This is a genomic window from Microterricola viridarii, from assembly GCF_001542775.1.
Lineage (GTDB): Bacteria > Actinomycetota > Actinomycetes > Actinomycetales > Microbacteriaceae > Microterricola > Microterricola viridarii_A.
The window spans coordinates 3,079,668-3,092,022 of the sequence record NZ_CP014145.1 but is presented as its reverse complement, the minus strand read 5'-3'; the positions used below and the strand labels follow the sequence as shown (position 1 = coordinate 3,092,022).

Below are 12,355 nucleotides of genomic sequence, written 5' to 3'. Positions count from 1 at the left end.
GAAGGCTCATGCTGTAATCATGGGAGTCCTGGTCTATGGCGCGGGAACCGAGTACGAACTCGAAGAACGCACGCTCGCACACGTCAAGGTTGCGGCCGGCAGCAAGCTGCGCCGACAGGAATCCTTCTACCTCAGTTGGTCAATCCCAGCCTCGGCCGGCTCTGGCCGTGTCAGCATCTGGCTCTCACCCGCCATCCCGCTGCAGTTCCACTTCAAGAGCCCCACGGCCCCGCAGTTGAACCGCGTGTGGCTGACGGCGCTGGAGATGACCGCGATGGGCGACCGCGGCATGGTGGTGCTTCCGGAGGCAGAGGCCGAGCAGTACATCCGCGATCACCCGCCTGCCCCGGTGACCGCTTAGACGGTGACCGCTTAGTCGGCGACCGCTCAGCTGGGAGCGCTCAGCCGGTGGGCGGGTGCGGCTCAGTCGTCGATCGTGTTGCGCAGGCGCGGAGCCACCGAGATGTCGTGGGCGACCCGGCGCGCCTCCTCGCTCGAGAAGTCGAGGCCTGCGTTCGTGAAGCCTTCGACGAGAGCGGCATGGATGACGGCCTCCGGTCGGCCTGCGAGGTCGGAGCTGGTCTGGGCGATGATGGTCGCCACCTTCTCGGCCTCGGTCAGCGAGGCCGGGTCTGCGGCCATGCGTTCCGGTGCACTTGAGACCGTCTTGACTGGATCGGACACGTCATTCAACTCCTCGCGCTGTGCGTGGTTACGCCCTCTACGCTAGGCGAGTCGGCCTCGAATCGGTAGAGGAATTTCACATTCCGCAACCCGCCCAGTGCGTGTTTGGAGCGACGTATTTTCGTAGTTTTCTTCAATCCACAGCCTGTGGACAACCCTGTGGAATTGGGTGTGTAGACGCCGGATCAACGAGGCCCCGCATGTGGAGTCGGCTGTGGAGAACGGTTTCGAACAGGGTGTGAGTGATTCGTCTCAATCGCCACAATCCTCGACGCCGTCGCCCAGAGTTAACCGACGCATTATCGAAATTTCATTCGCACGCCGGATGCCGTTCTCATGCGGGACCGCGCTGTCCTACTTCCCGGTCCGCGGCGTGGTCAATCGTTGCCCTTCTTGCCGGCGGAGAGCCCCAGAGCGAAGGCCAGCAGTGCGGCGGCGCCGACGACCACCCACGGACGATCCCGCATCTGCCGGCGAAGGAACCCGGCTGTGTCTTCGATCACGTCGTTGCCGCGTCCGCTCGCGTCTGAGACGGTCTTCTTGACCTGGTCGGCGACGTCACTCGCCGCGTTCGAGACGGAGCCGACGGTCTTCTCCGCCTTGGCCTTGACGTCCTCGGCCTTGCCCTTGGCGGTGTCAACGATGTCGGAGACGGCGTTGCCGAACTCGTCGCTTGGTGAACTCATGGTTCCTCCTTCTGCGCTCCCTGCCCGCACCGGTCGATACGGGCATGCGAATCACGCTAACCCCGTTGCGTCGTTTTCGGCAGGGGTTGCGCTGGCAATCACGTGCGAGGTATAGGCACGCGGCGCGGCTCAGTCCAGCCCGGAGAGGCCGCTGCCGATCAGCATGGCGCCGAGCACCAGCAGCACGATCGCCAGGACGGCGGCATTGTTGCGCACCAGCCAGCTGCGCGCCTCCGCCAGGTTCGGCGCCGTGCGCTCACCACCGATCAACACGGCCAGCACGGGCACCGCGACGCTCGCGCAGGCCAGCAGCACGAATACCGCGCCGGCGAGCACCATCTCGCCTGCCCCGAGAAAGGCCCCACCGATGGTGAAACCGGCCCCGGCGGCGAAGGCAATCTCCTTGGGGTTCACCACGGTGAGCACGAGCCCCAGCCGGAACGCCGCAGCGGCGCGCATCGCGTCAATCGAGGCCATCCAGCCGGGCAGCTTTCCCTCCGCGTCGCCCTGTGGCCGGCCGCGCCACTTGAGCACGGCCCAGACGAGGAGCACGCAGCCGAGGACCAGGCGCGCGATGGCGGCCGGCACGGTGGAACCGGCGGCGTCATCGACGAGGTCCGAGGCCCAGGCGAACACCGCGGTCAGAGCCGCGAACGCCAGCAGTCGCGCCGTCAGAAAGGCGAGCCCGCCTCGGGCCCCGACCGGGGCCATCACCAGCAGCAGGGCGGCGATGACGGGGAGCGGACTGAGGGCGACGCCGACCGCGAATGGGATGATGTCGCCGAGGACTTCGTACATGCTCGAAGGCTAGTGGACGCCGGGGTGGCCGTCCGTGACCGACCGGGCCAGGCGCGCGCCGGATGCCCGCAGCCAGCGGTCCGGTTCGGCCAGGGCGGCGCCGGGGGAGCCAGCCACCTCGCCGAGCGACAGGGCGTCGGCGAAGTCGACGGTGGGGGCCTCGATCGCGCCGGCGACGAGCAGCGCGGGGATGCCGGCATCCGCCGCCAGTCCGGCCAGGTAGCTGGGCACCTTGCCGGCGGCCGACTGGCTGTCGAAGCGACCCTCGCCGGTGATGACGACGGATGCCGCGGCCACGGCCTGCGGAACCCCCATCGCCTGCCCCACGGCCGACGCCCCGGGTGTGATCGTCGCGCCCCAGTGCAGCAGGCCGAAACCGGTGCCGCCCGCGGCTCCGGCGCCGGGCAGCTCGGCCCCGCCGGGCAGCAGCCGGGCCAGCCGACGCAGCCCGGACTCGATGCCTTCGACCTGCTCGGGACTGGCGCCCTTCTGCGGGCCGAACACGGCGGCGGCGCCGAGCGGCCCGAGCAACGGGTTGCTCACGTCGGAGAGGATCTGCGCGCCGCCGGGCGGCAGGGCGCGCAGCGTCTCGAGGCGCACTCGGGCCAGCTGGCCGAGGCCGCGGTTGCCGAGCCGCACGGGCCGGCCGGTGGCATCCGTGAAGTAGGCGCCGAGTGCGGTGAGCGCGCCGGCCCCGCCGTCGCTGGAGGAGCTGCCGCCGAGTGCCAGCAGCAGCCGGTGCACGCCGTGGTCCAGGGCGGCCGCGATCGCCTGCCCGAAGCCCAGGGTGTGCGCGTCGAGTGGGCGCAGCGGGTCGAGCAGGGTGATGCCGCTCGTGTTGGCGAGCTCGACGACGGCCGTGCCGCCGGGGGAGCCCGGGGTGCCCGGCAGCAGCAGCCACTCCGCCTGAACCGATTCATTGTCGGGGCCCTGCACGGTGACGGGCATGCGGATGCCGCCGGGCAGCGCGAGCGCGAAGGCGTCGAGCGTGCCCTCCCCGCCGTCGGCCATCGGCAGCAGGCGCAGCTCGTCGGCCGGCCGCACCGACGCCCACCCTGCGGCGATGGCGCGGGCGGCATCCGCGGCCGAGAGGGTGCCCTTGAAGGAGTCCGGCGCGATCACGACGCGCAGCGGAGCGGGCCCGACGGGCGCAGCGGTCATGGTGCCTCCCTCTCGTCTGAAGCTACTGGCCGGTCTGAACCTACCGGCCTGCGGCGGCGCGGTCGCCCACCGGCCCGGGCTCGATCCCCTCCTGCTGGGCGAACTCGGCCTTCCACTCGCGGAAGCCGTCTTCGCTGCGGCCGCGCCGCCAGTACCCCGAGATCGAGAGTTGGTCGCGGCCGAGGCCCCGCTCGGTGCGCAGGTAGGGGCGGATGCCGCGCATGACCTCGTCGGCCTCGCCGTGCGCAAAGGCGTGCACCCGGCCGTCCAGCCAGTCCACGGCGCGCACGGCTGCCTCGAGCAGGCCCGCTGCGGTGCCGCCGCCGCGGTGTACGAAGGTGACCGTCGCGGCCTCGGGAAGCTGCAGTTCCGGCTCCTCGGCGGCTGACTCGACGAGCACCACCACGCGCGCGACGGCATCGCGGGGGAGCGCCTCCAGTGCCGCCGAGAGCGCGGGCACGGCCGACTCGTCACCGACCAACAGGTGCCAGTCCGCGGCCGGATCGGGGCGGTAAGCGCCGCCCGGCCCGTTGGCCAGGAGCGTGTCACCGGCGCCGGCGCTCGCCGCCCACCGGCCGGCGACGCCCTCGTCGCCGTGCACCACGAAGTCGATGTCGACGGTGCCGGCCTCCAGGTTCGGATGGAGCACCGTGTAGGTGCGCACGTCGGGCAGAAGCTCGGGGGGCACGGTGCCGCGGAGGGCGCGCACGTCGACCTCGCCGGTGTAGTCGACGCCGGGCTTCGGGAAGACGAGCTTGACGTAGCGGTCGGTGAACCCGCTCTCGGCGAAGGCCGAGAGATCGGCGCTGTGCAGATGTACGCGCCGCAGTGACGGCGTGATCCATGAGGTTGCGGTGACGGTGAAATGGGTGGTCGGCACGGAACTTCCTTCCGGGGGTGAACCTCCAATCTGGCACATCAGGGGAGCGTGCGGCGCGGCAGGGCGGGCAGGGCCGCCCGCGAGCCCCGGCATCCGCTCTGGTAAAGTTGGAGACCTGTTCAGCCGTTGCTTGGTTGAAGTGGCCAGCTGCCCGCCTCGTGCGGCCCGCGGTCCGAGGCTTGAAACCTCCGGCATCCCTCGTATAACGAAGCCCGGAGGTTTCCCTATGTATCGTTCTTCCTCGCCCGCGCCCGCGGTCGACGTCCTGCACGCGAAGCGATGGTGGGCGCTCGGCGTGCTCTCGCTGACGCAGCTCGTCGTCGTGCTCGACGGCACCATCGTCAACATCGCCCTTCCGCAGGCCCAGCTGGAGCTCGGCCTCTCTGACGGCCAACGGCAATGGGTGGTCACCGCCTACGCGCTGGCGTTCGGCGCGCTGCTGCTGCTCGGCGGGCGGATCGCCGACTACTGGGGGCGCAAGCGCACGTTCCTGGTCGGCATGCTCGGCTTCGGCGCGGCCTCCGTGTTCGGCGGCGTCGCACAGAGCGGCATGGAACTGGTCATCGCCCGCGGGCTGCAGGGCGCGTTCGCCGCACTGCTTGCCCCGGCGTCGCTCGCCCTGCTGACCGTCACCTTCACCCACGGCCGCGAGCGCAACACGGCCTTCGCGATCTTCGGAACCGTCGCCGGCACGGGTGCGGCGATCGGCCTGCTGCTCGGCGGCGCGCTCACCGAGTTCGCCGACTGGCGCTGGTGCCTGCTCGTCAACGTCTTCTTCGTGCTCGCCGGGCTGATCGGCGGCCTGCTGTTCGTCACCGAGTCGAAGGCGCCGGGGGAGAACCGCTATGACCTGGGCGGCGCCATCACCGTGACGCTCGGCCTCGGCGCCCTCGTCTACGGGTTCAGCCTGGCCGAACACGGCTGGGGCAGCCTGGACACCATCGGCTTCATCGCGCTCGGCGTGCTGCTGCTCGCCGTGTTCGTGTTCATCGAATCCCGTGTCGCGCAGCCGCTGCTGCCGCTGCGCGTCGTGCTCAACCGGGTGCGCGGCGGCGCCTACCTGATCCAGGCCGTGATCGGCAGCGTCATGGTCGGCGCCACCGTCTACCTCGCCTTCCACCTGCAGATCGTGCTGGCGTTCTCGCCGTTCGTGGCCGGGCTCGCCTCGCTGCCGATGACGGTTGTCATCATGATCTGCGTGCCGTTCCTCACCAAGCTGCTGCCCGTGATCGGGCCGCGCCCGATGATGATCGGCGGCCCGCTGATCGCCGCCGTCGGCTTGTTCTGGCTGAGCGGGGTCACGCCGGGCGGCGACTACTTCACGCAGGTGCTGCCCGGTCTGGCGATCCTCGGCGTCGGCATGGCCAACCTGTTCGTGCCGGTGCAGAACCTGGCGCTGACCGGGGTTGCGCCGGAGGATGCCGGTGCGGCATCCGCCATGGCGAACTCGGCCGGGCAGATCGGCGGCGGGATCGGTCTCTCGGTGTTCACCGCGCTCTACGCGTCAGCGGCCGCCGCCGAGGCCGAGGCCGACCCGGCCGCGCTGCTGGCGTCGTTCACCGCCGGGTACTCGGCGGTGTTCACCGCTGCCGCGATCGCGATGCTGGCCGGCGCCGTGATCGCCGCCGTGTTCATCCGCGGGCGCAAGGAGGAGCTGATGCCGCACGTCGGCGAGGCCCCCGCCGCCGTGCACGTCTAGCGGCCGACCCCGGCCCCGCGCGCGGTTAGAGCTGCGCGGGGGCCGGTGCGGCCAGCTTCGCGGCCTGCTGGGCCAGTAGGCCGTGGCGCAGCGCGAGGAACAGCAGCACCATGCCGATGGTGAGCAGGATGTGCCCCATGCCGGCGATTCCCGCGATCATCGCGGACGACTCCTGGCCAAGCACGGTCAGCGAACCGTGCCAGACCATGGTGCCGGAGGTGACGACCACGCCCGCGTTGTAGACCCAGAAGAACCAGGGGAACAGCGGGCTCTCCGACATCGCGAACAGCTTCTCCAGCGCCAGCACGATCAGCAGCACGATGAAGCCCAGGGTGAGCAGGTGCGTGTGCACCAGGCCGAGCTGGGTGAACTCGCCGGAGGGGAAGTCGTTGGCCTTGGTGAACTCCCGGTAGAACAGGCCGGATGCGACACCGAGAACCATGTAGGTGAATGCGGCGTAGAACAGCTTGGTCATGATTGTCCTTTTCCTTGTGATTGCGGGGCGTCAGAGGAGGGTCAGAGCAGGCCGGTTTCCCGGGCCAGGGTCACCGCTTTGGCGCGGCTCTCCACGTTGAGCTTGGCGAACAGGTGCACCAGGTGCGTCTTCACGGTGGCCTCGGTGACGAACAGCGCGCGGGCAATCTCGCGGTTGGAGGCGCCGGTGTCCAGCAGCCGCAGCACCTCCAGCTCGCGCTCGGTGAGCCGCGGCCGGGGGTGCCGCATGCCGTCCACGACGCGTTTGGCCATCTCGGGGGCGAGCACCATGCCGCCGCGCGCCGCCTCCTTGAGCGAGGAGACGATCGTGGCCGGGCTGACGTCCTTCAGCAGGTAGCCGGCGGCCCCCGCCTCGATGGCGCGCAGGATCTCCACGTCGCGGTCGAACGTGGTGAGGATGATGACGGCCGGGGCCGGATGTTGGGCACGCAGCGCCGCGGTGGTCTCGACGCCGTCGATGCCGTCGCCGAGCCGCAGGTCGCAGAGCACGACGTCGGGGTGCAGGTGCTCGGCCAGGGCGATGGCCTCCTCGCCGGATGCCGCCTCGCCGACGACCTGCACGTCGTCGCTGTTGTCGAACAGCGCCCGCAAGCCGGTGCGCACGACCGGGTGGTCGTCCACCAACAGCACGGTGATCGCCATCTAGATCCCCTCCTTCAGCGCCCGAGCGAGCGGCACGTGGGCAGAGAGCGCTGCGCCCTCGCCCGGGGCGCTCTCCACGTCGAGCCCGCCGCCCAGCTCGCGGAGCCTGGCCCGCATCGAGTGCAGGCCGTAGCCGCCGCCGGAGGTGCCGGTGCCGGCATCCCAGGCGCGCGCGTCGAAGCCGTGGCCGTCGTCGACGATGTCCAGACGCACCGAGTCGCCGGCATCCGCCAGGTTCACCACCACCCGGCTGGCACCGGCGTGCTGGCGCACATTGGCCAGCGCCGACTGCGCCGTGCGCAGCAGGGCGACCTCGACGGTGGTGGGTAGCGCGGGCAGGCCATCGTCGACGCGCAGCTCCGTCTCGATCCCCGCCTCCGCGGTGAGCCTGTCGAGCATGCGCCGGATGGCGCCTGCCAGGGCGTCCTCCTCGAGCTCGGAGGGTGCCAGGGCGGCCACAATCCGGCGCACGTCCACGAGGTTGTCGCGGGCGATGGCGTCGATCTGCTCCAGCGTGCGCGGCATCCGCCCGTTCTCGGTCTGGCCGTTCTCGAGCGCCGCCCGCGCCAACAGGGAGATCGAGGAGAAGCCCTGGGCGATTGTGTCGTGGATGTCGCGGGAGATGCGAGTGCGCTCGGCCTTGGCGCCGGCGAGCCGCTGGGTCTCGGCCAACTCCTCTTGCAGGGCGGCCATCTCGGCCTGCGCCTGCACGAGCGAGGCGACCAGTCGCTGCCGTTCGCGCAGGTCGTTGACCAGCTCGACGTAGCCGCGCGCGATGCTGAGTGCGAAGGTTCCGCCGAGCAGTGGGCCGATGATCGTGGCGTAGCTGATGGTGCCGAACTGCAGGATCGGCGCGGCCAGCACCACGGCGAAGATCCCGATCGAGAACAGCACTGCCCAGCGCAACCGCAGGATGTAGCCGGCCAGCAGCCAGAGCGGGAACGCCAACCAGATGAACTCGGCGGATGCCGTGACGGCGCCGACCCAGATGACGGCGAGCCCGGCCAGCCACCAGCCGGCGACCTGCCGGCCGTGCACCCGGTCCGCGAGCAGGATGCCGCCGAGGTACCAGCCGGCGAAGGCGAGGGACCCGGTCAGCACCGGCACGAGCGGCATGTCGTCGAGGAGGGCGCGGCTGGCGGCCACCACGATGAGTGCTGCCGTGATCAGGTGCAGTCCGAACTGCATCGACCGGATGGTGGTGCTCAGAGCGCGCGGTGTTCGCCGCACGCCCTGAGCACCCGCGTCATCGGGCGAGGGCTGCGTCAGCAGTGTGCGTGCCATGCTCCGATTCTCCCCCGCTGGGCGCGTCTGCGCCGGTGTTGTCGCCGTCTCGGCGTGCCTGCGGCGGCCGCGACGGCCACCAGATGCGGTCGCCGACCAGGCTGAAGATCGCCGGCACGACCACGGTGCGCACCACCAGGGTGTCCACGATTACGCCCAGGCCGACGATCAGGCCGAGCTGGCCAAGCGTGACCAGCGGCAGCATGCCGAGTGCCGCGAAGACACCGGCGAGCACGATGCCGGCACTGGTGATGACGCCACCGGTGCTGCCGACGGCCCGCACCATGCCCTGCTTGGTGCCGTACACGGCAGCCTCACTCCGGGCGCGGTGCACCAGGAAGATCGTGTAATCGATGCCCAGGGCCACCAGGAACAGGAAGGAGAGCAGCGGCACCTGCAGGTCGAGGGCGTCCTGGCCGAACAGCACCCGGCTGAGCCAGGCGCCGGCGCCGATCGCCGCGACCGCGCTGACCACGTTGACGACGAGCAGCAGCAGCGGCGCGACGAGCGAGCGCAGCAGCACGAGCAGCACGATGAAGCTGACGGCGAGCACCAGCGGGGCGATCAGCCAGAGGTCCTGCACGTTGCCGGCGCGGGCGTCGAAGTCGTCTGCGACGGCTCCGCCGACGAGGGCGTCCGCCCCGTCGACGCCATGTACGGCGGTGCGCAGCTGCTCGACGAGGGCGAGGCTCTCGGGGTGCCGGGGCCGGACTCGCCGACCACCATCAGCTTGCCGAGCGTGCCGTCCTCGGACTCGCCGAGCGGGGTCACCCGAATCACGCCGGGCACGTCGGCAGCTGCCGTGCGCACCTCGTCGACTGAGTCAGCGTTCGCGATCACGATCATCGGCTGCGATTCACCGGCCGGGAAGTGCTCCGACAGGGTCTCCAGACCAACAGCCGACTCCGAGGCGACACGGAACTTCTCGGTCTGGTTCAGGCCGATCGTGGTGCCGAACAGGCCGGTGGCCATGATGGCGAGCAGCGCGCCGCCGGCGACGATGGCCACGACGGGGCGGGCAACGACGCGGCTGGCGACCGTGCCCCAGAACCGCGGGCGGGCGCTCTTCTCTTGGCCCGGGCGGGGAACGAACGGCCAGAACACGCCGCGACCACACACTGCGAGCAGCGGCGGCAGCGCGAAGAGCACGGCCACGAGGGCGATCAGCAGGCCGAGCGCCGAGGAGATCCCGAGGCCGCGCGTGCCGGGGATGACGGCGAACACCAGGGTGATCAGCGAGAGCACAACGGTGACGTTGGAGGCGAGGATCGCCGGGGCGGTTCCGCGCCAGGCGGCCGCGAGGGCGTGACGGTGGTTCTCGGTCTTCAGCAGCTCCTCGCGGTAGCGCGAGATGAGCAACAGTGCATAGTTCGTGCCGGCGCCGAACACCAACACGCTGATGATGCCCGAGTCGAACTCCAGGCCAAGCGCGGTGCCGGCCGTGTTGGTGACGAGGCTGGCCAGGCGGTCGGCGATGGCAACGACGACGAGCGGGATCAGCCAGAGCACCGGCGAGCGGTAGGTGAGGATCAGCAGCAGCGCGACGATGCCGATGGTCACCATCAGCAGGCTGAAGTCGGCGCCCTCGAAGGAGGCCGCGATGTCGGCGCCGAAGGCCGAGCCGCCGGTCACCTGCGCGGTGATGCCGTCGATCGGGTTGTCGGCGAGCTCGCCGCGCAGGGCCTTCACGGTCTGCGCGGTGGCCGTGTTGTCTTCGCCCAGCGTGATCGATGTCTGGATGACGGCAGCCTGGCCGTCCTCGCTGGTGAAGGGTTGTGAGGCCTCGTGGCCGGTGACGCTGTCGATGCCGGGCACGAGGGCGGTGAGCGCCGCCATGTCGGCATCCGTCAGCGTGCCGCCGTCATCGCGGGTCGCGACGACGAGCACCGAGCCCTCGTCGCTGCCGGCGAACTGCTCGCTCAGTGCCTTCACCTGCGCCGACTCGGAGTTCGCCGGAGATGCGGAGACGCCCGCGGGGGCTTCGGCACCGCTCAGCATGCCGAACAGGGCGACGATCGCGAGCAGCACGAGGGTCAGCGACACCCACGCGCCGCGACGGGAGGTCAGGCGATCGGGGAGGGAAGAACGGGCACGGGAATCAGACATGATTCCAGTGCACCAGCCGGCCACATTCTGCGGATCGCGCGGCCGGTTGAACTCCGCCTCAACCCTTTGGTTGAGGTGCCCGCTCCGCGTCGCCAGCGCGCGCCGAATCGAGAAGCCAGAAAACGCACCAAGACCTCGATCTTGGTGCGTTTTCTTGCTTCTCGATTGCGAGAGGGGGGAGGGAGGGGCTACACGGTGCCCAGCGGAACGGTGGCGAGCACGACCCGGCCGGCGGGGTGGGCGCGCGGGGCCATGTCGACAACGGCGATCTGGCCGAGGGTGAGCTGCTCGCCGGGGTTGACGCGCGCCTGCCCCTTGATGGTGACGTGCGGGCGGAAGCGCGGCCCGGTGAACGCCGGCTCATCGGGGGCGCCGGCGAACGGGCGCACGGCCTGCCGCAGGGCGAGGTGCAGCGCCAGCAGTTCGCCGTTCTCCTCCAGCAGAGTGACGGGCACGTTCTCGCGTCGCCCGAACATCTCGTCGGCGCCGGCCGTCGCCCTGATCGTCGGCACCCCGGCGCAGGCCGCCTCGATCGCCCGGGCGATCGCCGCGGGGTCGGCCTGACTGAGGAACGGCGGCAGCACCGTCACGTGCAGCGGCCAGCTGTGGACCGCGAAACTCTCACCGACCGCGAGTGGGGTGAGCGGCAGCACGATGACGAGGCGAGACATGCGCCGAGTCTAGGCGCGGCCGAATGTGATCTCCGTCTGTGCCCCTCGCGACCGGACGTAGCGACATGGCACAACGAGTGCGCCATTCTTCACTAGGATCTCGGAGACGTGTGCATCAGAGCTGATGCCAGGAGGGGGACCAATGGAGATCGCTGACAAGCTCGCCAGCCTTGCAAACAAGATCGCGCAACAGCGAGACTCGATCGAGACTGAAGAGGCCACAAAAAACGCATTTGTGATGCCCTTCATCTCGCTCGTTCTTGGGTATGACGTTTTCAATCCGAGCGAAGTTGTGCCGGAGTTTACGGCGGATGTGGGCACGAAGCGTGGCGAGAAGGTCGACTACGCCATCGTCAAGGACGGAACCGTCCAGATCCTGATCGAGTGCAAGAAGATCGGCTCGCCCCTGAGCACGAATCACGCTTCACAGTTGTTCCGCTACTTCGCAGTCGCGCATGCGCGTATTGCTGTGCTGACAGATGGCGACCAGTATCACTTCTACACGGACCTTGATGCTCCGAACCGCATGGACGACAAACCGTTCCTCGTGTTGCAGATCTCAGACCTTGACGAGGCCCTTGTCCCCGAGCTGAGGAAGCTCACCAAGGACACCTTCGACGTTGAGTCGATCGTGAGTGCCGCTGAGGAACTCAAGTACATCGGCGAGTTGAAGCGAGTCCTCGCCGCGCAGTTCTCTTCTCCAGACGCGGAGTGGGTCAAGTTCCTGACTGGGCGCGTCTACACAGGGTCGATCACGCAGAAGGTGCGCGATCAGTTCACCGTGCTGGTGACGAAAGCGTCGAAGCAGTTCTTGGCTGACCAGGTGAATGACCGTATTAAAGCTGCTCTCGGTGGCCAGGGCTACACCTCCCAGCGGGACGACACGTCTGTCTCAAGTTCCGACGCGAGCACCCATGTCGCCGAGGCGAGCGTGAAGGACGCGGAAGAGCACGACGGTATCACCACGACTCTCGAGGAAATTGAGGCCTACCAAGTTGTGCGGGCTATTGCCTGCAGCGAAGTTCCACCGGCGCGAATCGTTCAGCGAGACACCAAGTCATACTTCGGGGTCTTGCTCGATGACAACAACCGCAAGCCGATTGCGCGCCTGCACTTCAATACCGGGCAGAAGTACATTGGACTGTTCGACTCTGAAAAGGTCGAGACCCGGCACCCGATCGATACCCCTGACGAGATTTATCAGTTTGCCGATCACATCCGGAAGTCAGTCCACTATTACGACTAGTCG

Annotated in this window: 14 protein-coding genes; 3 read left to right on the top strand and 11 right to left on the bottom strand. The window is 69.2% G+C overall.

Translation table 11 applies throughout. The annotated features are described in order from the left end of the window. Nucleotides 1–19 precede the first annotated feature (19 nt). Nucleotides 20–361, top strand: a complete 342-nt coding sequence (locus AWU67_RS14185) for a hypothetical protein (RefSeq protein ID WP_067230441.1) — start codon at nucleotides 20–22, stop codon at nucleotides 359–361. Nucleotides 362–423: 62 nt separating this feature from the next. Here AWU67_RS14185 and AWU67_RS14180 read toward each other — a convergent pair whose 3' ends face one another. The 5 genes from AWU67_RS14180 to AWU67_RS14160 all read right to left on the bottom strand — a co-directional run bounded on the left by AWU67_RS14180 (nucleotide 424) and on the right by AWU67_RS14160 (nucleotide 4,209). Further along, nucleotides 424–684, bottom strand: a complete 261-nt coding sequence (locus tag AWU67_RS14180; RefSeq protein WP_129586732.1) for a hypothetical protein — start codon at nucleotides 682–684, stop codon at nucleotides 424–426. Between the two features lie 377 nt (nucleotides 685–1,061). Continuing rightward, on the bottom strand, nucleotides 1,062–1,370 hold the full coding sequence (locus tag AWU67_RS14175; RefSeq protein ID WP_067230433.1) for a hypothetical protein: 309 nt from the start codon (nucleotides 1,368–1,370) through the stop codon (nucleotides 1,062–1,064). 129 nt (nucleotides 1,371–1,499) lie between these two features. Further along, the gene (locus AWU67_RS14170; protein ID WP_067230429.1) at nucleotides 1,500–2,168 is read right to left on the bottom strand and encodes a GAP family protein; all 669 of its coding nucleotides are present in this window, start codon (nucleotides 2,166–2,168) and stop codon (nucleotides 1,500–1,502) included. A gap of 9 nt (nucleotides 2,169–2,177) precedes the next feature. Then, nucleotides 2,178–3,329 carry a glycerate kinase gene (locus AWU67_RS14165; protein WP_067230426.1) on the bottom strand — a complete coding sequence of 384 codons (1,152 nt, stop codon included), beginning with the start codon at nucleotides 3,327–3,329 and terminating at the stop codon, nucleotides 2,178–2,180. A gap of 40 nt (nucleotides 3,330–3,369) precedes the next feature. After that, nucleotides 3,370–4,209, bottom strand: a complete 840-nt coding sequence (locus AWU67_RS14160; protein WP_234407267.1) for a siderophore-interacting protein — start codon at nucleotides 4,207–4,209, stop codon at nucleotides 3,370–3,372. A gap of 226 nt (nucleotides 4,210–4,435) precedes the next feature. On the opposite strand from AWU67_RS14160, the gene AWU67_RS14155 reads away from it, so the two are divergent. Next, nucleotides 4,436–5,908 (top strand): MFS transporter, encoded by a 1,473-nt coding sequence (locus AWU67_RS14155; protein ID WP_067230418.1) that lies wholly within the window; start codon nucleotides 4,436–4,438, stop codon nucleotides 5,906–5,908. Between the two features lie 25 nt (nucleotides 5,909–5,933). On the opposite strand, the gene AWU67_RS14150 is transcribed toward AWU67_RS14155, so the two are convergent. The 6 genes from AWU67_RS14150 to AWU67_RS14130 all read right to left on the bottom strand — a co-directional run bounded on the left by AWU67_RS14150 (nucleotide 5,934) and on the right by AWU67_RS14130 (nucleotide 11,106). Continuing rightward, entirely contained in the window at nucleotides 5,934–6,383 is a 450-nt protein-coding gene (locus tag AWU67_RS14150; RefSeq protein ID WP_067230415.1) for a DUF2871 domain-containing protein, read from the bottom strand. Nucleotides 6,384–6,424: 41 nt separating this feature from the next. Continuing rightward, nucleotides 6,425–7,045: a response regulator gene (locus AWU67_RS14145; protein WP_067230411.1), complete on the bottom strand. Its 621-nt coding sequence runs from the start codon at nucleotides 7,043–7,045 to the stop codon at nucleotides 6,425–6,427. Then, nucleotides 7,046–8,329 carry a sensor histidine kinase gene (locus AWU67_RS14140; RefSeq protein WP_067232837.1) on the bottom strand — a complete coding sequence of 428 codons (1,284 nt, stop codon included), beginning with the start codon at nucleotides 8,327–8,329 and terminating at the stop codon, nucleotides 7,046–7,048. Continuing rightward, on the bottom strand, nucleotides 8,292–8,999 hold the full coding sequence (locus tag AWU67_RS18000) for an MMPL family transporter (RefSeq protein WP_335339045.1): 708 nt from the start codon (nucleotides 8,997–8,999) through the stop codon (nucleotides 8,292–8,294). Before AWU67_RS18000 ends, AWU67_RS14140 begins: the two co-directional genes overlap by 38 nt. After that, on the bottom strand, nucleotides 8,894–10,435 hold the full coding sequence (locus AWU67_RS14135) for an MMPL family transporter (RefSeq protein ID WP_335339015.1): 1,542 nt from the start codon (nucleotides 10,433–10,435) through the stop codon (nucleotides 8,894–8,896). The genes AWU67_RS18000 and AWU67_RS14135 overlap by 106 nt, the downstream gene beginning before the upstream one ends. 188 nt (nucleotides 10,436–10,623) lie before the next feature. Further along, nucleotides 10,624–11,106 carry a 2'-5' RNA ligase family protein gene (locus AWU67_RS14130; protein ID WP_067230408.1) on the bottom strand — a complete coding sequence of 161 codons (483 nt, stop codon included), beginning with the start codon at nucleotides 11,104–11,106 and terminating at the stop codon, nucleotides 10,624–10,626. Between the two features lie 142 nt (nucleotides 11,107–11,248). Between AWU67_RS14130 and AWU67_RS14125 the strand changes: the two genes are divergently transcribed. Then, complete coding sequence (locus AWU67_RS14125; protein WP_067230405.1) at nucleotides 11,249–12,352, top strand: type I restriction endonuclease; 1,104 nt, start codon at nucleotides 11,249–11,251, stop codon at nucleotides 12,350–12,352. The last annotated feature ends 3 nt before the right edge of the window (nucleotides 12,353–12,355 follow it).

Excerpts from the sequence above, each read along its gene's own strand:
- AWU67_RS14135 (WP_335339015.1), bottom strand. The coding sequence starts at position 10,435 with ATGTCTGATTCCCGTGCCCGTTCTTCCCTCCCCGATCGCCTGACCTCC.
- AWU67_RS14170 (WP_067230429.1), bottom strand. The coding sequence starts at position 2,168 with ATGTACGAAGTCCTCGGCGACATCATCCCATTCGCGGTCGGCGTCGCC.
- AWU67_RS14165 (WP_067230426.1), bottom strand. The coding sequence starts at position 3,329 with ATGACCGCTGCGCCCGTCGGGCCCGCTCCGCTGCGCGTCGTGATCGCG.
- AWU67_RS14145 (WP_067230411.1), bottom strand. The coding sequence starts at position 7,045 with ATGGCGATCACCGTGCTGTTGGTGGACGACCACCCGGTCGTGCGCACC.
- AWU67_RS14175 (WP_067230433.1), bottom strand. The coding sequence starts at position 1,370 with ATGAGTTCACCAAGCGACGAGTTCGGCAACGCCGTCTCCGACATCGTT.
- AWU67_RS14150 (WP_067230415.1), bottom strand. The coding sequence starts at position 6,383 with ATGACCAAGCTGTTCTACGCCGCATTCACCTACATGGTTCTCGGTGTC.
- AWU67_RS14140 (WP_067232837.1), bottom strand. The coding sequence starts at position 8,329 with ATGGCACGCACACTGCTGACGCAGCCCTCGCCCGATGACGCGGGTGCT.
- AWU67_RS14130 (WP_067230408.1), bottom strand. The coding sequence starts at position 11,106 with ATGTCTCGCCTCGTCATCGTGCTGCCGCTCACCCCACTCGCGGTCGGT.
- AWU67_RS14155 (WP_067230418.1), top strand. The coding sequence starts at position 4,436 with ATGTATCGTTCTTCCTCGCCCGCGCCCGCGGTCGACGTCCTGCACGCG.
- AWU67_RS14185 (WP_067230441.1), top strand. The coding sequence starts at position 20 with ATGGGAGTCCTGGTCTATGGCGCGGGAACCGAGTACGAACTCGAAGAA.
- AWU67_RS14125 (WP_067230405.1), top strand. The coding sequence starts at position 11,249 with ATGGAGATCGCTGACAAGCTCGCCAGCCTTGCAAACAAGATCGCGCAA.